Raw genomic sequence first — 20,578 nt, 5'->3', positions numbered from 1 at the left:
AAAGCCTCAGCCCCGGTCTGTCTGCGCTGCCATAACAGCGCGTAGGTCGCCTGCGTTTTGCATCAGTGCGGTTTCTGCTTCTTCCGCCGTCAGGCCGGAGCGGATGAGAATGGCACGCTTGACGTTCTGATGGCTGGCCTGCAGCGCGGCTTCGATTTCTTCAGGCGTTCCGCCAGCCAGATCATGCACCATGCGGGCCGCCCGCTTTTCAAGCTTGGCGTTGACGACACGCATATCCACCATCTGTCCGCGATAGCCGTGTCCGAGTTTGATCATCAACGTCGTGGACAGCATGTTCAGGACGGCTTTCTGCGCTGTGCCCGCCTTGAGCCGCGTGGAGCCTGCAATGACTTCGGGGCCTGTCACGATGGCTATTCCCAGTTCTGCTTCCCTGAGCAGACGGCCATCTCTGTTGCAGCTGATCCCGACGGTTAGTGCACCTGCGTTACGCGCGGCCGCAATGGCGGCGCAGGTATAGGGAGTTGCGCCACTGGCTGCGATGCCGAACACGACATCGTTCCGGCCGGGATTATGGGACAGGATTTCCGTGCATGCCGTCTCTTCACGATCTTCCGCCCCTTCCACGGCTTCGAACAGGGCTGTTGTTCCGCCTGCCAGCATCAGGATGAGGCGTTCGGAGGGCCAGCCGAAAGTTGGTGTGAGCTCCACGCCGTCCTGAAGTCCTACGCGGCCCGACGTACCGGCCCCGACATAGAACAGCCTTCCCCCTGCGCGCAGGCGTGGCAGTGCGGCCGTGACGACGTCATTCATCTGGGGAACGGCTGCGCGGGCGACGGCTGTGGCCGTCATCTGGGCTTCAGCCAGGGCATCCAGCACTGAAGTCGCCGGCCACAGGTCGATGTCTCCATAACGCGGGTCCTGCTGCTCGGTCCCGCTCGGGACAATCGAGGATGTCAGGGGCGTGTCCTTGGCGATCATTGGCCTCAATCCTTTCGGGTGTCATGACCCGACAGGCATTCCTGTCGGGACGACCCGGTCAAAAGCATGGAAAAACGGGCGGCTATCAGCATTCCTGCTATGCCCAAAGGAACGAGCCAGGGAAAAGCTACATGATAGCCGGCATATTGCAGGAACTTCATTGCCGCTGCCATGCCTGCCAGTGACGTCAGGAAACCCACAAGGGCATCGCGCGCTTGGGCGGCGGGATAGAGCATGCCGAAGAGGAAGGCCCCGAGGGTCGGCCCATAGGACCATCCTGCGATTGTCAGGCCCAGAATGACAGCGGACTGATCGCCCTGTGTGAACCAGAGTGCGGCCAGAACAAGTGCGATACTCCATAACAGCGTCATGAGACGGGGAGCGAACAGGGGGCTTTCCCTAAACCCGAAAGACTGCCCCCATCGTCTGAGCAAGCGGGCTGGCAGGGGGCCGAAATCCGTCAGGGATGCGCCGGCCATGGCGTTAAGGGTGGAAGACAGGGAACCCATCGTGGCACTCAGGACGCCGGCCAAAAGCAGGCCCCCAAGTCCGGCTGGCAGGCCTGAGACGATGTAGCTTGGAAACAGTTCGTCGGGTGAATGCAGTCCAAGAGCGGTCAGGGGGGCGCCTGCATGCGTGATCCAGAGCTGTATGCCGACGAGGGACAGTAAGCCAAACAGAAACGCTACAACGAATGCACTTCCTACAAGGGCGTATCGGGCATCACGAAGATTTCTGGCCGCCAACAGTCGCTGCACCATGAGCTGGTCTGAACCATGGGACGCAACTGAAAGGATGCCGCCTCCCACAAGGGCTGCGAGCGGCGTAAAGGGATCGGACAGCAGAGTCCTGACATGCAGGGCATGAAAGGGTGACAGCTTTCCCGCAGCCCATGCCAGCTTCCATCCTCCAGAAGGGAGATGTTGCATGAGAAGAAAAGCACAGGCTGCGGCCCCAAAAAGATAAATGCAGAGCTGGATGGTATCAGACCAGACAACGGCTCTCAGGCCGCCCAGAACCGTATAAGCCAGCGTAAAGGCGATAATGAGGGCGAGGACGAGCAGATGGTTCAGGAAAATTCCATTGTGTTCCAGCATCCATGTCAAGGGCAGTAGTCCCGCAGAAAGGCGGACGCCCTCGGCCAGAAGCCGCGTGACAAGGAAGGCGCCGGATGCCGCGCATTGCAGCCCCGGGCCAAAACGCTCGCCAAGATACTGGTAGGCGCTCCTGATCTGGCCCTGTGCGTAAAGCGGCAGAAACCAGATCGCCACGATCAGCCGGCCTATCAGATACCCTCCGGCCAAGCCCAGAAACACCATGCCTGACGTATAGCCAATGCCCGGAATGCTGATGAATGTCAGGGTCGAGGTTTCTGTTGCCACGAGTGAAAGGCAGATCGCCCACCACGGAAGGTCATGTGATGCGGACAGGAAATCGCCGGGCGTTTTTCCGCGCCGCGACACCATGATCGCCACGAGGGGAAGCAACAGGAAATATGCGCAGATTACGGCTATGTCGGCAAAGCGCATGAAGCATGTCCCTTATTCGTTTCAATATAGAGAGATATAATACCGATCAATAACAAAACATCTTCGAAACTTAACGAATATTAATTCTGCAATAAAGTAATATCAATTATTATTTATATTATAAACTTATCCAAAAAAAATAGATTATAAAAATCTAAAACTATTCGAATTTACGATTCAATCTGGAAGCAGGGTAAGTAAAATCTGTTTTCAGTATTAAATCGAGCTTATCGACGTTATCTCTTGATACATCACCTGAACAGATGGATCTTCCTTTGAGCGCAATTTTCGGAGACAGGGCAGGCGGCCATCATCGAGAAAACCCTAAACGGCCCCATCAGCGAGGCCGTGAGCGCCACGGCCATCCGGCTTCATGACAATGTCACAGTCATTCTGGACAGGGCCGCTGCCAGTGTCTGAATGCAGAAAAGAGGCTGATCTCTTCAGTCGGTTTGTGTGGAGAGGGCCTCGGTGAGTTCGCATGCGTTCCGTGTGGCGGCTCCGAAGGTTGTATTGTCGTAGATGGTCCAGACTTCAGTGCCCTGACCTATGAGAGTTGTCACGGTTTCTGCCTGTTCTGCGATGGCTTCTTTTTCGTAGGGGGATTCGTAGATGCGTGGCGAGCCATGAAGTCGGAAATATGCCAGACCCTGCCATCCTCCGGGATGGGCCACGGCAGGGACGGGCTTGGCTGGATCGGCTGCGACCCGTGAGACCTGTTGCTTCTGCAGCATCCGGTCGATTTCGGGAGTGAACCAGCTGGCATGTCTGGGCTCAAGCACGACCGGTCCGGTAAGAAGGCGTTTCAGTTCCTCGAGAAAGGCTTCAGCGGTTTCACCAGGGTAAGCAAAACTCGGTGGAAGCTGGACCAGGACAGGGCCACGTTTGTTGCCCAGACCACTCGTTTCATCGACGAATTTTTCAACAAGGTCCTGGCAGTCGATCAGGCGGCGTTCATGCGTAATTGCCTTGGGCAGCTTGACGGAAAAGCGGAATGTGGGCGGGACACTTGCTGCCCAGCGTTCATAGGTTGTACGGCGATGTGGCCTGTAGAAACTGCTGTTGATCTCGACGCAGGACAGACGTGTTCCGTAGCGCTCCAGATGTGTGCCGTCCGGGGGGAACTGCCCGGCCATTGCAGAAGGGATTGACCAGCCGGCAACGCCGATGCGGAGGGACATGAGCGGTTTCCTTGGGTCCGGGCCATGATGATGGAGCACTGTACGCCCTTGGTCTGTGGGAGAAAAGGAGTGCTGCTGTCTCTTACCGTGATGGGGGCTGCTCTTGCCTGTTGATGTGTTCCTAGTGTCGGGAAGGCTAAGAACAACTTACGGTAGGATAGAAAAAACATACATTCCGTTATCGTTCCGAAGTTCATTAGATTTTTCCGCAAGGTGATCGGCTGAGTGCGGGAGGTCACCGGGAAATATTCAGAACGCTCTGATGTCCGGGTTGAGCGACGGGCATGTGGTGGACGAACGGGAAGAAGATCAGCCGATGAATACAGTCTCCATTCCTCTGGGTGTCATGCTGCTCACATGTGCTGCGAGCCAGCTGATCTGCATGCAGGCCTACGTGGCAAATCCCTCACCGGAAACAGGCAGCGCCACGGCACGCAAGGCAGCAGGCATTCGTGCGGCTTCAAAACAAAACGCGGCGTCGCTTCCCAAGGAAGACGAAACCGTCATCGTGACCGGAACGCGTGACCCGCACCAGACGGTCCGCAAGAGTGCCAGTCCGATCCAGGTCGTCACCTCTGCCGAAATTTCCCGCACGGGCCAGTCCGATCTCCGTGATGCCCTGACGCAGCTGACACCATCCCTGACGCGTGCGCCGCTTTTGATCGGCAATGCCAACATGGTGGATGTCCTGCGTTTGCGCGGCCTGTCCCCCAACCACACCTGATCCTCGTTGACGGAAAGCGCCGTCACGCGACATCTGTGCTGTCCAACAATTCCGGGCCGCAGCAGGGATCGAACGGTGTTGATATCGACATGATCCCGATCTCCGCGATCGATCATGTGGAAATCCTTCAGGATGGCGCTGCCGCCCTTTACGGCTCCGATGCCGTGGCAGGCGTCATCAACATCATTCTCAAACATCGCAAGTCCGGTATCACGATGCAGGCCACCAATGGCGGGCGCTACGCTGGCGATGGTTTTCAGTCTGGCGAGTCCATCAATGCGGGCTTTGACCTGATGGGACGCGGCTTTTTCGACCTGAGCGCGGAATACAAATACCAGGATCACACCATTCGCAATTCGGCCGACAGCCGGAACGGCAAGTATGACTTCAAGGACGAAGGAGATCCGCGTCAGCAGCGCGGCACCATTTCCTACAACATGCAGTATGACTTCCTGCCGGACCTGTCGCTGTATTCGTTCTCGACTTACGGCCATCGTTATGGCGAGAGCTATCAGGATGCGCGCGTCGCGTCTTCGGACTGGCCCATGTATCCCAACGGCTTCAGCCCGAAGGAGAGCGTTTCCGAAGACGATTACAGTGTCACCCTCGGCCTGAAGGGCGAGAAGTTCGGCTGGAACTGGGATCTCAGCACGACCTATGGCAGCGACCATACGTCAATGGATCTCTTCAACACCGTCAATCCATCGCTCTATGCGGCAATGGGGGCTTCTCCGACGAGCTTCCACGAAATGGCGTTCACCAACACCCAGTGGACGAACGATTTCGGCATCCATCGCAGCTTCCACACGCCGATCTTCGCAGGCCCGATCAACCTCGCGATGGGCGCACAGTACCGGTATGATGAATTCGACATCATGTCCGGTGACGCGAACTCGTATTACGGCACTGGTCCACAAGGGCTGCACGGCCTGAGCCCGCAGAACGCCAGTGAAAGCAACCGTGATGTCACGGCCGGCTATGTCGAGCTTTCCATGCGGCCGCTGAAGAACTGGCAGGTCGATTTCGCCGGGCGCTACGAATATTACACGGATGCCGGAGACACGAAGACCGGCAAGGTCTCCACGCGCTACGATTTCAATAAGTATTTCGCCCTGCGCGGCACGATCTCGAACGGTTTCAGCGCACCCTCCCTGCTTCAGGAACACTGGTCCAACCTGTCCGTCGCGCCGACCTATGCCACGGGTTATCTGCCGGTCAATTCCGCCGGCGCTCGTCTGATCGGGGCCAAGCCGCTCCATCCGGAACACACGATGAGCTACAGCGCCGGTTTTACGCTGGACCCGCTGCCGCGGCTGCATATCAGTGTGGATGCGTATCAGATCGCCATCAAGAACCGCATCCTGGCGGCAGGCGTCTATAACGGCGCGAATGCCATCGAAGCCCTCCGTCTCGACGGCTTTACGGTGCCGTCTACGCTCCAGTCCAATGCCGTTACCGCGTCCTATTACGCCAATGCGGCTGACACGCGGACGCGGGGCCTGGACGTGACCGCCCGCTATGAAACCCGCTTCCGCGACTGGGGCAAGATCGACTGGGACGTGGCCCTGAACCTCAACGAGACGGATCTGACCCATACCGGAAAGGACGGGAACGGCAATAGTCTGCTGAACTCCCAGCAGGCCGCCTACATCACGAGCTATACGCCCAAAAACAAGCTGATCTTCGGCGGAACCTGGCAGTATAAAAAGCTTGGCGTCTCGGTCCATGAAGTCCGCTACGGCCACGCGACTTCGTCCCTGACCTATTATGAAGGCCCGCTGGCCTATTCGAATACCGACTTCATGCGCTACGTGAACAAGGCCCGTTTCGAGACCAATCTGGCCGTGTCCTATCAGGTCCTGCCGCGGCTTGGACTGACGCTTGGCGGGAATAATGTCGGCAATGCGAAGCAGCGCCGCATTCCCAAGGAATTCCGCTATCTTGGTGCGTTCCAGTACGACTATCAGATTGAACAGCTCGGCTATAACGGTGGATACTACTACCTGCAGGCCAATCTGAACTTCTAGGAAACGCGCTTCATGAGGGTGCCAGATACGGGAGAAAGCTCCTGACAGGGAAGGGTATCCGTCATCGTTCCGGAATGCTGCGCCTGATCAGTCCTCTGGTTGGGGCTAACGGTCTGGCGTGGCTTCTGGCATTTGTGCTGTTTCATGGGAACGCGCTTCTTCTGGGTGCCGCCGCCCTTTCATATGGACTGGGCCTGCGTCACGCCCTGGATGCGGACCATATCGCCGTTATCGACAACGTCACCCGCGCCGCCCTGCGCGAGAACCGGCAGGCCCGTGCGGCCGGACTTTTCTTTTCGCTGGGCCACTCCACGATCGTCTGTCTGGCCACACTCGTGATCGTCCTCGCCGGACAGCATTACCGCACGCAGATTAATGCGTTTGCGGTGCAGGGCGGCCTGTTCGGAACATGGATCTCCATTCTGTTCCTGCTCGTCATCGCCACCCTCAACGCCACAACCCTGCATGATCTGTGGCGCAGACGGTGCGGCGCAGAAACCACTTCCCCCGAAATGTCCCCCCGAGGCCTCGCCCGGCTGCTCACCCCGGTCCTGCGTCAGGTGTCCGTGAGCTGGCACCTCTATCCGGTCGGCTTTCTCTTCGGCCTGGGCTTCGACACCGCCTCGGAAATCAGCCTTCTGGGCATCTCCATCGTCCAGAACCAGCACGGCCTGCCGATCTGGCAGATCATGATGTTCCCGCTGCTCTTCACCGCCGGAATGGCCCTGCTGGACACGGCCGACAGCGTTCTGATGCACGGCCTGTACCAAAGGGCAGGGCGCAGGATGAACTGGAATCTGGCCCTGACCACCATCTCCGTTATGCTGGCGCTCATCATTGCAGGGATCGAACTGGTGAACCTTCTTGCGGACCATTTGCCGGGACTGGAAACGCTCACATCTCTCGCCAGCCTGCTCTCCGATCATTTTGAACTGATCGGCGCCGCTGTCTTCTGCGCCTCCGTCCTCGGATGGCTCCTGCTGCGATCCGGCCGGGAGGAGCCTGCATGAGTACGGCAGTTCTGCAACGCGCCCGGGGCTGGTTCGGCCTGACGGCAAAACTCCGTGACGGGCAGACCGTCCGTGGCGATCTGGAGCAGGGCGGATGTTGCCGCCTGCTGTTCCCACGCGTAGACGGCGCGTCCCTGGAAGCCGTCACCGTCAATATTTCGGGCGGCATCGCAGGCGGAGACCGGATTGAAGGCCGCATCGCCTGCGCTCCGGACACTGAACTTCTGGTCACATCGCAGGCCGCAGAACGCATCTATCGCGCCCGCGCCAGCGATACCCCAGCCGAAATTCTCACATCCTGCCACATCGCGGCCGGAGCCCGGCTGGACTGGCTGCCCCACGGCACAATCTTCTTCGATGGCAGTCAGCTCCGCCGACACATGACGGTGGAGATGGCCGCCTTATCCAGCTTCCTCTTCCTTGAAAGCCGGATGTTCGGCCGCACCGGCTCAGGCGAAATCCTGCAGACACTTACCCTGCGCGACCGCCTGACAATCCGACGGGACGGCCGTCTCATTCTGGAAGACTTCGTGCGGCTGGAGAGCGAGGATGTCTCCGCCCTGATGGCCCGGAAAGCTGTGAGTGCGGATCAGCTTGCGGTCGCCACGCTGGTGCTGGTTTCGCCCGGCGCAGAAGCGCATCTCGACGCCGTGCGGGACGTGCTGGACACGATCGCGCCGCACGAGTTTGCAGCATCGGCGTGGAATGGCATGCTGGTTATCCGCGGGGTGGCGTCGGGCGGCTGGCCGCTGGAAAAGACGATCAGACAGATCCTGCCGGTCCTGCGGGACGGGCGCCCCATGCCGGCCACATGGCGGTCATGACACAGAGTTCGGAACGGAGCAGGACATGAAACTTACCCCCCGTGAAAAGGACAAGCTGCTGGTGGCGATGGCGGCAAACGTTGCGCGCCGGCGGCTGGAACGCGGTGTCGTGCTCAATTATCCGGAAGCCGTGGCCCTCATCACTGATCACGTCGTCGAAGGCGCGCGGGACGGCAAAAGCGTGTCCGAACTCATGGCCAGTGGTGGCCGCGTTCTGACGCGCGACCAGGTCATGCAGGGCGTGGCCGAGATGATTCATGACGTGCAGGTGGAAGCGACCTTCCCCGATGGCACAAAGCTGGTGACCGTTCATGACCCGATACGCTGAATCCCTCACAGCCGGTGCCATTCCCGGCGAAATCCTGCCCGCCGAAGGCGAGATCGTGCTCAACGAAGGCCAGCCGCGCCGGACGCTTCTGGTGACGAATACTGGCGACCGGCCGGTGCAGGTCGGCAGCCATTATCATTTTGCCGAGGTCAATCCGGCCCTGAAATTCGACCGTGCGCAGGCCACAGGCTGGCGTCTGGACGTCGCATCCGGTGGGGCCATCCGGTTTGAGCCGGGGCAGGATCGTGAAGTCACGCTTGTCCCCCTGCGCGGGCTGCGGCGCGTCGTGGGCTTTCGGGGCGATGTCATGGGAAGTGTGGATCAGTGATGCGTCTTTCCAGACATGACTATGCCGGACAGTTCGGCCCCACGGTCGGCGACCGCCTGCGCCTCGCCGATACCGCGCTGCTCGTGGAAATCGAGCGTGATCACACGATTTATGGCGAGGAAGTCCGCTTCGGCGGCGGCAAAACCATCCGTGACGGCATGGGCCAGTCACAGGTCACGCGGGCCGAAGGGGCGGCGGATACCGTCATCACGAACGCCGTCATCATCGATCACTGGGGGATCGTGAAGGCCGATATCGCACTCCGCGACGGGCGGATCGCGGCCATCGGCAAGGCGGGCAACCCCGACATCCAGCCGGGTGTGGACATCATCATCGGCCCGGGCACGGAAATCATCGCGGGCGAGGGCAAAATCCTGACCGCCGGCGGGATCGACAGTCATATCCATTTCATCTGCCCGCAGCAGATCGAGGAAGCGCTGGCATCGGGCATCACGACCATGCTCGGCGGCGGAACCGGCCCCGCCACCGGCACGGCCGCCACGACCTGCACTCCCGGCCCCTGGCATCTGGCGCGGATGCTTCAGGCGGCAGAGGCCTTCCCGGTCAATCTGGCGTTTGCGGGCAAGGGCAACGCCTCCCGTCCGGACGGGCTGGAGGAAATGGTGCGCGCCGGGGCCTGCTGCCTCAAACTGCATGAAGACTGGGGCTCCACTCCTGCCGCCATCGACTGCTGCCTGAGCGTGGCCGACCGCATGGATGTGCAGGTCATGATCCATACCGATACGCTGAATGAAAGCGGCTTCGTCGAGGACACGATCGCCGCTTTTCAGGGCCGCACGATCCATGCGTTCCATACGGAAGGCGCGGGCGGGGGCCATGCGCCGGACATCATCCGCGTGGCCGGCCTGCCCAACGTCCTGCCGTCCTCGACCAACCCCACGCGCCCGTTCACCGTCAACACGCTGGACGAACATCTGGACATGTTGATGGTCTGCCATCACCTGGACCAGCGCGTGCCGGAAGACATCGCCTTCGCCGAAAGCCGCATCCGCCGCGAGACGATCGCCGCCGAGGACATCTTCCATGACATGGGCGTGCTCTCGATGATGTCGTCGGACAGTCAGGCCATGGGCCGCGTGGGCGAAGTCCCGCTCCGCACATGGCAGACGGCCCATAAAATGAAAATCCAGCGCGGCTCTCTGCTCGGGGATGGGGCTGCGGATAATGCCCGCGTGAAGCGCTATATCGCCAAATATACCATCAACCCCGCCATTTCGCATGGTCTCTCCCATGAAGTCGGATCGGTCGCAGTCGGCAAGCTGGCGGATCTGGTCCTGTGGGACCCCGCTTTCTTCGGCGTCAAACCCGATCTGGTCATCAAGGGCGGGGCTATCGTCTATGCGATGATGGGTGATCCCAACGCCTCGATCCCCACGCCGCAGCCCGTGCATGGGCGCATGATGTTCGGCGGCTATGGTGGCGCGCTGACCCATACGAGCCTGACCTTCGTGTCACAGGCCGCCCTGGAAGACGATATCGGACGCAAGCTGGGTCTGCGCCGGCCGCTCTCGGCTGTCTCGAACGTGCGCGGCGGGATCGGCAAGCGCAGCATGATCCATAACGACGCCATGCCCCATATCGAAGTCGATCCCGAAACCTATGAAGTGCGGGCTGATGGCGTGCTCCTGACCTGTGAGCCCGCCGAAGTCCTGCCCATGGCCCAGAGGTATTTCCTGTTCTGATGACCCAAATCCTGGATATCCTTCCCGCCGGAAGCTGGCTTGAAGCCGAGGCCAGCGGCACCTTCGCCGCCGATTATGAAGGGCGGCACCGGCGCCGCATGATGCTGACCCTGCAAAACGGCGAGAAAATCCGGCTGGAGCTGGAACATGCCCGCCTGCTTCAGGCCGGGGAGGGGCTGCGTCTGGAGGACGGCCGCATCATCCGCGTGGAAGCGCTGCCCGAAGAGCTGATGGAAGTCACCGCCCACAACCCGCTGCAACTGCTTCAGCTCGCCTGGCATCTGGGCAACCGCCACCTGCCAGCCGCCATTTCGGAACACGCCATTCTCGTGCGCCGCGATCACGTCATTGCCGACATGATCCATGGTCTGGGCGGACATGTGCGCATGGTGGAAGCGCCATTCGACCCGGAAAGCGGAGCCTATGCCTCCCGCGCGGGCGGCCACGAGCCGCACCACCACGGAGACGGGCACCATCACCACACGCATGACTGAAACCCCGCTCCCGCAGACAGGCGCCGCCTTCCTGCGCCTCCTGTCCTGGGTGTCGCCAGCCTTTCCGACGGGCGGATATGCCTATAGCCACGGTCTGGAATGGGCGGTGGAAAGCGGAGACGTCACGGATGTCGCAACACTCTGCGACTGGATCGGCTGCCTGCTGGAGCACGGCGCGCCGGGCAGCGACCTGATCATTCTTCAGGAAGCATGGAGCGCCGCGCACGACATGCCCCGTCTGCACGAACTGGCGGAATTTGCCTGCGCCTGCGCCTCATCGCGGGAGCGCTATGACGAAACCATCTATCAGGGCGAAGCCTTCCTCAAGGCCGCGTCCGTCTGGCCGGTCACGCCCGATCCGTCCGAACTGCGCGGCACGCGCTGGCCGCTTCCAGTCGCGCAGGGGCTGGTCTTCCGGCGCGGCGGTCTGGCGCTGGAACAGGCGCTGCTCTCGGGTGGATACGCCACCATCGCCGCTCTCGTTTCCGCAGCCGTGCGCCTCGTGCCACTGGGACAGACGGACGGCCTGCACGCGCTGGCCAAGCTGGAACCGCTTCTCTCGCGCGCTGTAACCGTTACGAAAAACCGGACCCTGGACGATGTCGGGGGCGCCTGTTTCCGCTCCGACCTTGCGGCCATGCATCACGAAACCCAGACAACAAGGTTGTTCAGAACATGACAAAAGCAAAACACGGCCCGCTGCGGGTCGGGATCGGCGGTCCGGTCGGAACGGGCAAGACGGCGTTGATGGATGCCCTGTGCCGGACCTTCCGTGACGACTACAACATCGCCGCCATCACGAACGACATCTACACGCGCGAAGACGCCGAGTTCCTGACCCGCGCGGGCTCCCTCCCACCGGAACGGATCAAGGGGATCGAAACGGGCGGCTGCCCCCATACGGCCATCCGCGAAGACGCCAGCATCAATCTGGCAGGCATCGCCGAACTGACGGAGCGCTTCGAAGGGCTGGATCTGGTTCTGGTGGAAAGCGGCGGCGACAATCTGGCCGCGACCTTCAGTCCCGAACTGGCTGATCTGACGATCTATGTGATCGACGTCTCGGCCGGCGACAAGATCCCACGCAAGGGCGGCCCCGGCATTACCCGAAGCGACCTGCTGGTCATCAACAAGATTGATCTCGCGCCCTATGTCGGTGCCGATCTGGGCGTAATGGACCGTGACAGCAAAAAGATGCGCGGTACGCGGCCCTTCGTCTTCGCCAATATCCGCGCCGGCGGAGGTGTGTCTGAAATCGCCCGCTTCATCGTCGAACAGGGCGGCCTCTGAAGGCCGCTTCTGGCTGCCCCGACGCGGCAGCCAGAAGCCTGTCTCAGGGCGTGTCAGCGCCCTTGGAGCGCTGGAGCATTCCGAACAGATCGCGCGGATCATCCGGATCGGCGAGCATGTCCAGCTTCTCGTAAAGGCCGGTTGCGTCCAGCTTGTCGCGCACATAGCGCAGGGCCGAGAAATCCTCGATCGCAAAGCCTACGGAATCAAACAGCGTGATCTGGCTGTCACTGGCGCGGCCCTTCGCCTCGCCATTGATGACCTGCCACAGCTCCGTCACCGGATGGTCTTCTGGCAACTGCTGGATCTCGCCTTCAATGCGCGTCTGCGGCGGATATTCCGCAAAGATCGAGGACCGCAGCAGGATGTCGCGCTGAAGCTCCGTCTTGCCCGGGCAGTCCCCGCCCACCGCGTTAATGTGAATCCCCGCGCCAACCATGTTGTCGGACAGGATCGTCGCGCACTGCTTGTCAGCCGTGACGGTCGTGATGATGTCCGCCCCGTCCACGGCCTCTTCACTGCTGCCGCAGATCGTGATGTCGAAGCCCTGTCCGCTCAGATTGCGGGCGCATTTTTCCGAAGCCGTCCGGTCCAGATCATACAGCCGCAGCGCGCGGATCCCGACGATCTCGCGGAACGCCATGGCCTGGAACTCGGACTGCGCACCGTTGCCGATGATCGCCATCGTCTTCGAATTTGCCGGTGCCAGATATTTCGCAGCCATGGCCGACGTTGCCGCCGTGCGAAGGGCCGTCAGCAGCGTCATTTCGGACAGGAGCGTCGGATAACCCGAAGCCACATCCGCCAGCATGCCGAACGCCGTAACCGTCTGGAGGCCTTCCTTCGTGTTCTTGGGATGGCCGTTGACGTATTTGAAGCCATACAGACTGCTGTCGCTCGTCGGCATCAACTCGATGACGCCTTCAGCCGAATGCGCGGCCACGCGCGGGGTCTTGTCGAATTCCGGCCAGCGTTTGAAGTCGGCTTCAAGATACTCCGCAAGCTCGCGCAGGAAGGTCTCGATCCCGATGGTGTGGACCAGCGCCATCATGTTCTCGACCGAGACGAACGGCACGAAGGCGAGATGGGAAGGGGCAGGGGCGGAGGAAGTCATCTCAGTAGGTCCTTGTCTTGCGTTTGAGAACACGACGGCCAAAGAGGCTGGCGGCCAGATCGGTCATGAGCAGGGCGGTCTTGGCGCGGACGTCGAGGAACGGGTTGAGCTCCGCCAGATCCAGCGACGTCACGAGCCCGCTGTCATGAAGCATCTCCATGATGAGATGTGCCTCGCGGAAGGTCGCGCCGCCATTGACGGTGGTGCCGACCGCGGGTGCGATGTCCGGGTTGAGGAAATCCACGTCCAGGCTGACATGCAGGCGGCCATTGGCTGCGCGAACGCGGTCCAGAAAGCTGTTCAGCGGTCCGACGATGCCCTGCTCGTCAATGGCGCGCATGTCGAAGACGGTGATGCCGATTTCCGCGACATGGCGCTTCTCGGCCTGATCGACCGAGCGGATGCCCATCATGCACATATTGCGTGGATCGACGGGCGCGGCTGGTGGCGGAAAGCCCTCGAACCCCGACTGTCCTGTGAAATAGGCGACAGGCGTGCCGTGCAGGTTGCCGCTGGTGGTCGTGTGCAGTGTGTGCAGGTCGGTGTGGGCGTCCAGCCACAGGACGAACTGGGGCTGCCCCAGCTCCTGCGTGTGGCGGGCGACGCCGGAGACCGTTCCTGCGGACATGGAATGATCGCCACCCAGGAAAATCGGGAAATCGCAGGCTTTCGCCATCTCATAGGCCCGCTCACCGACGCTTTTCGTCCAGGCGATGATCGCGTCCAGATTGCGCACGGCGGGGTTGGAATGGCTCACATCCGGCATCGCAGCCGGCACGGCGTCTCCCACATCCTCAACCTGCCATCCGAGCTCCTGCAGGATTTCGGGCAGTCCCGCGATGCGAAAGGCCGTCGGGCCCATGATGCAGCCTCTTTCGGAGGTTCCGCTCTGGGTGGGGACTCCCAGAATCTGGCACGTCTTCATCTCAACTCCTTTCCGATACTCTGCGCCCGGGCTTCAGCCCTGACGCGAAAAATGGCTGACAAACCTGTCGAAGCGCTCATCCATACCGCCTTTGAACAGATCCTGCGGGGCACCCTGGACGCGGACGGTTCCTTTTTCCAGAAACACGACCCGGCTTGAGACATCCCGCGCGAACGCCATTTCATGCGTGACAATCAGCATGGTCCTGCCCTCGGCCGCCAGACCCTGCATGACTTTGAGCACTTCGCCGACCAGTTCCGGGTCCAGCGCGGAGGTCGGCTCATCGAACAGCAGGACGCGCGGGCGCATGACGATGGCGCGGGCAATCGCGACCCGCTGCTGCTGCCCGCCGGAGAGCTGGGACGGATAGTAATCCGCCCGGTTCAGCAGACCGACACGGTCCAGAGCCTTTTCGGCTTCTTCACGCACCTCGTGGCGGTTGCGTCCTTGAACATGGACCGGCCCTTCCATGACATTCTGCAGCACCGTCCGGTGGTTCCACAGGCAGAAGTTCTGGAACACCATGCCGACCTGCGACCGCAGCCGGTTGACCTGCCGCGCATCCGCAATCTGCCGCTCTGCGCCCTTCATGCGGAAACGGACATCCTCGCCCAGCACGTTGAACGCGCCGCCCGAAGGAACTTCCAGAAGGTTCAGACAGCGCAGGAACGTGGATTTTCCCGAGCCGGAAGCCCCCAGGATCGAAATCACCTCGCCTTCATGCGCGTCCAGATCAACGCCCCGCAGGACGTCCAGGGCATCATAGCGTTTCGTCAGGCCGGTGGCGCTGATGACGGGGGAGGCGGACAGGGCCCCTGTGGCGGACTGGATCGGTTCCATGGAAACTCCGGAAAAGACGGGGGCGTCCGGGTCAGACCTGGCGACAGGGCGTGAGGCGGCGTTCAAGGAGATGGACCCCCGTGGCAATCACGAAAGTCAGCGCAAGATAGATCAGACCGGCGACCGTGAAGATTTCTTCCGAACGATAGGTCTTCGAGACCAGCCTGTAAGCCAGACCTGTGACATCCATCAGCGTGATCACACTCGCGAGCGACGTTGCTTTGAGCAGCAGGATGGCCTCGTTACCGTAATTCGCCAGCCCGTATTGCAGAGCCTGCGGCCAGATGATCCGCCGGCGCAGCAGCAACCCGGACATGCCCATCGCGCGCGCCGCCTCGATCTCCCGCGCGGGAACCGCCGCGATGGCGCCACGGATGATTTCCGCACCATAGGCCGAGGTGTTGAGCGAGAGCGCAAGAACGGCGCACCAATAGGCCTGCTGCAAAAACGGCCAGGCAAAGGACGCCCGCAGGAAATCGATCTGCCCGAAGCCGTAATAGACGATGAAAATCTGCACCAGCAGCGGCGTGCCCTGAAAGAGCATCACATACAGCGCCGCAATCCAGCGCGCCGGAGCAAACCGGCTCCCGGCCAGGGCAGCGATCCCGACCGCCAGCACAAACCCCGCGCAGAGCGACGTTGCTGCCAGCCGGAGGGTCAGCGGCACGCCCGTGAGAAGCGTCTTTGCCGTTGCGAAAAGAAAAGGCCAGTCCATCCTATCGCCCCCAGCAGCGTGCAAGACGTTTCTCGACAGTCCGGATGCCCAGCGCCGTGATCTGCCCCATGACAAGATAAAGCAGAGCAGCCACACCGTAGAACAGCAGCGGCTGCCGTGTCGCGCCGGACGCGATCGTGGACTGCCGCAGAAGCTCGATAAGCCCGATGATGGACAAAAGCGCCGTCTCTTTCAGGACGGACTGCCAGATATTGCCCAGGGCAGGCAGCGCAAACCGCAGGGTCTGCGGCGCTATGACACGCCACAGCAGGACAAACCTGGACATGCCGCAGGCCTTGCCCGCCTCGATCTGCCCGCGTTCGAGGCGCAGATAGGCGCTGCGATAGGCCTCGGTCTGATAGGCCCCCGAAACCAACCCGATGGCCACGACACCGATGATGAAAAAGGGCAGGGAGAAGAACCCCGGAAACCCCGCCAGATGCATCAGCCGCGTCAGCGCGAGCGAGCCCCCGAAATAGAACAGATAGACGACGAGGATCTCCGGAATCCCGCGAAAAACCGTCGTGTAAAAAGTGCCAATTCCCCGCAGACTCCGCGACGATGCCAGCTTGAGCACCGCCCCTGCCGCTCCAAGCAGACTGCCCAGAGCAAAGCTGCATACCGCCGCCACGAGCGTCAGCCCGGCCGCCAGCAGCAGGAGCTTCCCCCAGCCTTCCGGGCCAAACCCGATGAGCGTGAAGGCCGGTGTGCTCACGCGGCGTCTCCCGCGTCAAAGCGCCTGCCGCTGAACGGCGCAAGCAGCGGATCAACCGTCCCGCTGACCAGAGAGCGTCCCACAACATCGCCCACCGCCGGCGAAAGCTGGAACCCATGCCCGCAGAACCCGAAGACATGCCACAGATCCGGCGTGCCTTCGCCCGGCCCGATCACGGGAATCCCGTCCGGCGTCGCGCCTTCAAGCCCGGTCCATGTCCGCAGGACCGGCACATGCGCCAGGGCCGGGAACGCCTCAAGCGTGGCGGCCGCGCCCTCGGGCATCCGGTCCATGACCGTAAAGGACGTGTCATGATCCGCACAGGGCTTTCCAAGAATGCCCCCGCCGATCACCAGCGATCCAACAGCGCTCTGCTTGAAGGACAGCGGACGGTCGATCCCGATGACAACGGGCTCAAGGAACGGCTGCGCCCGTGCCGTGACCATCATGGAGGGGGCGACCACCTTCAGCGGCAGCGTCTGCCCCGCCATGGCCGCCACCTGCGCTCCCCAGGCCCCGGCGCAGTTGACCAGCATGCCCACCTCATACCGCCCCGACGATGACGCAACGGACCATCCGCCGCCCGGCAGACGCTCCAGCCCCAGAACACGGCAGTTCTCGACGATTTTTGCCCCCGCCGCCATGGCGGCCTGCCTGAAAGCCCGGGTCGACGCGGCCGGATTGGCATGTCCGTCCCCGCGCGAAACAAGCCCGCCCAGAGCCTGATCCGTCAGACCGGGCAGCATCTTCCGGACTTCCGTGGCGGAGAGAAGCTCTTCCGTCCCCAGTCCCCGCCGCTCCATCTCCTGCACGCGGCCCAGCGTCCAGGACATCTCCGCCTCATCAAGCGCCACCGCGATCTGCCCGACGCCGAGCCGAACCTCACAGCTTTCCGCCGCTATCGCGCCGACGAGCCGGTCGAGATGCCGCCAGTGCTCCATGGCCAGTTCGGACAGCGGATATTCCCGCCAGTCCCGCATCAGCGTCCGCAGGCCCCCCGCATTGACGCTGGAGGCATGACGCCCCGCGACATTCTTGTCGAGCAGCGTGACATTCCAGCCCGCACGCGCCAGGAACAGGGCGATCGAACAACCCTGAAGTCCGGCACCGATGATCAGAGCGGTTTCATTCTGCCGGGGCATCGACCGTATCCTCTGATGCATTTTCGGGCTTGTCTTCAAGTGTCAGCCGGATGGTGGCGCGGGGGGCAAGACCCGACAGCCTCGCCACCGCCCCAAGCGGGATCGGCCGGATCGGCGGCCGTCCCCGGAACGTCGGCAGGCAACCCGCAGCACGCGTCTCATCCTGAAGCAGCCGTGCCGCCGTCACCATGCAGTTCCGGCCCTGACACGGCCCCATGCCGCAGCGTGTTTCGCCGCGCAGCGCATCCATGTTCCGAAAGCCCGAGCGGATTTTCGCCCGCAGATCCCCGGCCGTCAGCTCCTCGCAGCGGCAGACGATCGTGTCATCATCCGGCAGATCCTGCGCTAAGCCGGGCGGAAACGCCGCATCCAGAAACGGACGCACGGACAGCGCCTTATCGACCGCCCGCAGAGCCTCTGCGGACGGCCCCGCACCATGATCCAGCGCCGCCAGAATGGCCTGCGCGGCCACTCTGCCATGCGCCATGGCCGCATCCGCGCCCCCGATCTTCCGGGCATCACCCGTAACACGCAGCACGCACGGCCCTGCGGACATTTCCGGCGGAAGAGTGGAGGCGCCCAGCCCATCCGGCGTCGTCGCCGGACGCCAGCTCGCATTGGGCCCGTCCCATTGCAGACGCAGCCCGGCCGCATTGGGAATATCGATGGCGGGCACGATGCCGTCATGCACGATCAGCAGATCACAGGGCAGCGTCTGCCGTTTGCCCCCAACCGTAAAGCTCACGCTCTCGACGCTCTGCGCCCCATCCGCGGCCAGGTTCTCAAGCCCCGTCACGGATTTCACACCCGCCAGCTTCAGACGCCCCAGCCAGCCCAGCCCCTTCACAAGCAGCACAAGCCCACCCGGACGCAGATGCCGCATAGCTCGCACACTATCGGAAAGCCGGTCGGTCCGGCCCACTAGCGCCGGTTTGACGCCAAGCTGGTGCAACTGGTTGGCCAGCAGCAGCAGTAGCGGCCCCGTCCCCGCCAGAACGATCCTGCCCGAAGGCTTCAGATGCCCGGCCTTGAGCAGCGTCTGCACCGCACCGGCCGTCATGACGCCGGGCAGTGTCCAGCCCGGGAACGGCACAGGCCGCTCCATCGCTCCATGCGCGAGCAGAACCTGCCGCCCCCGCACATATCCGACATTCATGCCCTGCAGCCAGCCCACGGTTCCATCGGGCCGCACTTCCCACACGGTGGTCTGCGGCCGGTAATCAATTCTGGAACAGGCCCTGAAACGTTGGATCAGATCCGCACCTGCCCGATAGGCAGGCCCCAGCGCGGCCAGAAGGCTCTGGCCTGCGAGGCTCGTGTCGCACAGATTGGCTTCAAGGTTCCGGAAAATCTGGCCGCCGGGCGTGGGCTGCATGTCCAGTACGATGACGGAGCAGCCTGCTTCCGCCAGTTCGACCGCAGCCGCCATTCCGGACGGCCCGCAACCGACGATGATGACATCCGCATCAGGGAGAGGCGCGTTGATGCTCATGGGACGGACGGCTCCAGCGCCGGTGGCGCCCCGTCCTGCCGGCGTACCTTCATGCCGTCGCGCACCAGCGTCAGGCAGGCCTGCCGGTTCCCGATCCCGTCGATTTCGACGAGACATTCAAAACAGTGCCCGATCATGCAGTAGGGCAGGCGTGGGGCGCCGGAAACCGGTGTCAGGCGGTTATACGGCACCCCGGCCCGCAGCAGACAGGCCGCAACGGTCTCACCCGCACGGGCTCGGACCGGCTGCCCGTCAACAGACAGGGTGACCGCATCGGTGAGGGGGGCGAGGTCTGAAAACATCTTCGGTCCCGGTTGAAGGCCAGAGGAATAGGCAAAGGCGGGGCGGGTTAAGGACTCATTCATGGATCGAGATGTCCGTGCCGAACCATTTTTCTGACAGCTTCTGATTGGTGCCGTCGCGATTGACGGATGTCAGGGCCGCGTCAAAGGCATTGCGCAGCGCATCATCATCCGGGCGGAAGGCGATATTGGTCGTGTTCGACCCCAGCACTCCGCCCGAGAATGTCGGCCCGGTCATGACGAGCGCCCCTTGGGGAGCCGCCTCCATCATCGTCCCGAAGGTGGTGACATTGGCGATGGCAATATCGATGCGCCCGGCAATCAGCTCCAGTCCAAGCTGGTCGAGGGAAGGGTATTCCATGATCTTCAGGCCCTGAAGATAGGCATCGGCAAACCCCGCCGCCGTCGAGCCCGTCTGCACCCCGATGACCTTCCCGGCCAGGGCAGTCTTCAGCTCCGCAAGGGCCGCCTGTGCCTCCTGCGGCCCGCGCGTCAGGTCAAAAGGCACACCCGTATGGGCCAGACGGGTCAGGGACCCTGTGCCCGATGTCAGAAAACCGTTCGGCGCCCGGGTATAGGGATGCGAGAACGAGACAACTTTGCGCCGCTCGTCCGTAACGTCCATGGAGGCGATGATGGCGTCGTACTGCCCTACGCGAAGCCCGGGGATAAGCCCGTTCCAGTCCTGTGTGACGACCTTGCAGGTTGCGTGCATCCGCTGGCAGAGAACCTTCACGAGATCCATTTCATAGCCGGCATAGGAGCCGTCTGGCTTTGCGAAGGTCCAGGGCGGATAGGTGCCTTCCGTGCCAATCGTGATGTGGCGGGGAAGATCCTCTGCGGTGGCAAGGGGCGGAAAGGCCAGAAGCAGAAACGGAAGGAGCAGACATGTCGCACGAACAGACATCCATGGAGTTTCCGCTGAGACGTTTGCAAAAAAGGCTCACTCACCGCTT

22 protein-coding genes are annotated in these 20,578 nt (G+C 62.0%); 10 read left to right on the top strand and 12 right to left on the bottom strand.

The window, feature by feature from the left end; genetic code table 11:
* Positions 1-6: 6 nt before the first annotated feature.
* The 3 genes from HKD24_RS12400 to HKD24_RS12390 form a co-directional block, all read right to left on the bottom strand.
* Entirely contained in the window at positions 7-939 is a 933-nt protein-coding gene (locus tag HKD24_RS12400) for an N-acetylmuramic acid 6-phosphate etherase (RefSeq protein ID WP_194260558.1), read from the bottom strand.
* 5 nt (positions 940-944) lie between these two features.
* Entirely contained in the window at positions 945-2,468 is a 1,524-nt protein-coding gene (locus tag HKD24_RS12395) for a sodium:solute symporter (RefSeq protein ID WP_194260557.1), read from the bottom strand.
* Positions 2,469-2,911: 443 nt separating this feature from the next.
* The gene (locus HKD24_RS12390) at positions 2,912-3,649 is read right to left on the bottom strand and encodes a DUF72 domain-containing protein (protein WP_194260556.1); all 738 of its coding nucleotides are present in this window, start codon (positions 3,647-3,649) and stop codon (positions 2,912-2,914) included.
* 262 nt (positions 3,650-3,911) lie between these two features.
* On the opposite strand from HKD24_RS12390, the gene HKD24_RS15315 reads away from it, so the two are divergent.
* The 10 genes from HKD24_RS15315 to ureG all read left to right on the top strand — a co-directional run bounded on the left by HKD24_RS15315 (position 3,912) and on the right by ureG (position 12,377).
* A complete protein-coding gene (locus HKD24_RS15315) occupies positions 3,912-4,373 on the top strand; it encodes a Plug domain-containing protein (protein WP_228124382.1) in 462 nt (153 codons plus the stop codon).
* A 35-nt stretch (positions 4,374-4,408) separates the two neighbouring features.
* Positions 4,409-6,400: a TonB-dependent receptor plug domain-containing protein gene (locus tag HKD24_RS12385; RefSeq protein WP_322783315.1), complete on the top strand. Its 1,992-nt coding sequence runs from the start codon at positions 4,409-4,411 to the stop codon at positions 6,398-6,400.
* Positions 6,401-6,474: 74 nt separating this feature from the next.
* The gene (locus tag HKD24_RS12380; protein ID WP_194260555.1) at positions 6,475-7,410 is read left to right on the top strand and encodes a HoxN/HupN/NixA family nickel/cobalt transporter; all 936 of its coding nucleotides are present in this window, start codon (positions 6,475-6,477) and stop codon (positions 7,408-7,410) included.
* Positions 7,407-8,234 carry an urease accessory protein UreD gene (locus HKD24_RS12375; RefSeq protein WP_194260554.1) on the top strand — a complete coding sequence of 276 codons (828 nt, stop codon included), beginning with the start codon at positions 7,407-7,409 and terminating at the stop codon, positions 8,232-8,234. Before HKD24_RS12380 ends, HKD24_RS12375 begins: the two co-directional genes overlap by 4 nt.
* 25 nt (positions 8,235-8,259) lie before the next feature.
* Complete coding sequence (locus HKD24_RS12370; protein WP_077803551.1) at positions 8,260-8,562, top strand: urease subunit gamma; 303 nt, start codon at positions 8,260-8,262, stop codon at positions 8,560-8,562.
* Positions 8,546-8,890 carry an urease subunit beta gene (locus HKD24_RS12365; RefSeq protein WP_228124381.1) on the top strand — a complete coding sequence of 115 codons (345 nt, stop codon included), beginning with the start codon at positions 8,546-8,548 and terminating at the stop codon, positions 8,888-8,890. Before HKD24_RS12370 ends, HKD24_RS12365 begins: the two co-directional genes overlap by 17 nt.
* The gene (gene ureC, locus HKD24_RS12360) at positions 8,887-10,593 is read left to right on the top strand and encodes an urease subunit alpha (RefSeq protein ID WP_194260553.1); all 1,707 of its coding nucleotides are present in this window, start codon (positions 8,887-8,889) and stop codon (positions 10,591-10,593) included. The genes HKD24_RS12365 and ureC overlap by 4 nt, the downstream gene beginning before the upstream one ends.
* Entirely contained in the window at positions 10,593-11,087 is a 495-nt protein-coding gene (locus tag HKD24_RS12355; protein WP_194260552.1) for an urease accessory protein UreE, read from the top strand. Before ureC ends, HKD24_RS12355 begins: the two co-directional genes overlap by 1 nt.
* On the top strand, positions 11,080-11,766 hold the full coding sequence (locus tag HKD24_RS12350) for an urease accessory protein UreF (RefSeq protein ID WP_194260566.1): 687 nt from the start codon (positions 11,080-11,082) through the stop codon (positions 11,764-11,766). The genes HKD24_RS12355 and HKD24_RS12350 overlap by 8 nt, the downstream gene beginning before the upstream one ends.
* A complete protein-coding gene (ureG, locus tag HKD24_RS12345; protein ID WP_194260551.1) occupies positions 11,763-12,377 on the top strand; it encodes an urease accessory protein UreG in 615 nt (204 codons plus the stop codon). The genes HKD24_RS12350 and ureG overlap by 4 nt, the downstream gene beginning before the upstream one ends.
* A gap of 43 nt (positions 12,378-12,420) precedes the next feature.
* Here the strand turns inward: ureG and HKD24_RS12340 are convergent, their stop codons facing one another.
* Genes HKD24_RS12340 through HKD24_RS12300 form a run of 9 tightly spaced genes read right to left on the bottom strand, consistent with a single transcriptional unit; the run spans position 12,421 to position 20,529 of the window.
* Positions 12,421-13,491, bottom strand: a complete 1,071-nt coding sequence (locus HKD24_RS12340; protein ID WP_194260550.1) for an ornithine cyclodeaminase — start codon at positions 13,489-13,491, stop codon at positions 12,421-12,423.
* Position 13,492: 1 nt separating this feature from the next.
* Complete coding sequence (gene rocF, locus HKD24_RS12335; protein WP_194260549.1) at positions 13,493-14,416, bottom strand: arginase; 924 nt, start codon at positions 14,414-14,416, stop codon at positions 13,493-13,495.
* Positions 14,417-14,449: 33 nt separating this feature from the next.
* The gene (locus HKD24_RS12330) at positions 14,450-15,256 is read right to left on the bottom strand and encodes an ATP-binding cassette domain-containing protein (RefSeq protein WP_194260548.1); all 807 of its coding nucleotides are present in this window, start codon (positions 15,254-15,256) and stop codon (positions 14,450-14,452) included.
* A 31-nt stretch (positions 15,257-15,287) separates the two neighbouring features.
* Positions 15,288-15,971, bottom strand: a complete 684-nt coding sequence (locus HKD24_RS12325; RefSeq protein WP_194260547.1) for an ABC transporter permease — start codon at positions 15,969-15,971, stop codon at positions 15,288-15,290.
* Position 15,972: 1 nt separating this feature from the next.
* A complete protein-coding gene (locus HKD24_RS12320) occupies positions 15,973-16,686 on the bottom strand; it encodes an ABC transporter permease (protein ID WP_194260546.1) in 714 nt (237 codons plus the stop codon).
* The gene (locus HKD24_RS12315; protein ID WP_194260545.1) at positions 16,683-17,828 is read right to left on the bottom strand and encodes an NAD(P)/FAD-dependent oxidoreductase; all 1,146 of its coding nucleotides are present in this window, start codon (positions 17,826-17,828) and stop codon (positions 16,683-16,685) included. The genes HKD24_RS12320 and HKD24_RS12315 overlap by 4 nt, the downstream gene beginning before the upstream one ends.
* A complete protein-coding gene (locus HKD24_RS12310) occupies positions 17,812-19,320 on the bottom strand; it encodes an FAD/NAD(P)-dependent oxidoreductase (protein WP_194260544.1) in 1,509 nt (502 codons plus the stop codon). The genes HKD24_RS12315 and HKD24_RS12310 overlap by 17 nt, the downstream gene beginning before the upstream one ends.
* On the bottom strand, positions 19,317-19,685 hold the full coding sequence (locus HKD24_RS12305; RefSeq protein ID WP_407646373.1) for a (2Fe-2S)-binding protein: 369 nt from the start codon (positions 19,683-19,685) through the stop codon (positions 19,317-19,319). The genes HKD24_RS12310 and HKD24_RS12305 overlap by 4 nt, the downstream gene beginning before the upstream one ends.
* The gene (locus HKD24_RS12300; RefSeq protein ID WP_194260543.1) at positions 19,678-20,529 is read right to left on the bottom strand and encodes a transporter substrate-binding domain-containing protein; all 852 of its coding nucleotides are present in this window, start codon (positions 20,527-20,529) and stop codon (positions 19,678-19,680) included. Before HKD24_RS12300 ends, HKD24_RS12305 begins: the two co-directional genes overlap by 8 nt.
* Between the last annotated feature and the right edge of the window lie 49 nt (positions 20,530-20,578).

The sequence above is a fragment of the Gluconobacter vitians genome, from assembly GCF_015244565.1.
Classification (GTDB): domain Bacteria; phylum Pseudomonadota; class Alphaproteobacteria; order Acetobacterales; family Acetobacteraceae; genus Gluconobacter; species Gluconobacter vitians.
This window is presented reverse-complemented; position numbering and strand designations above follow the sequence as displayed.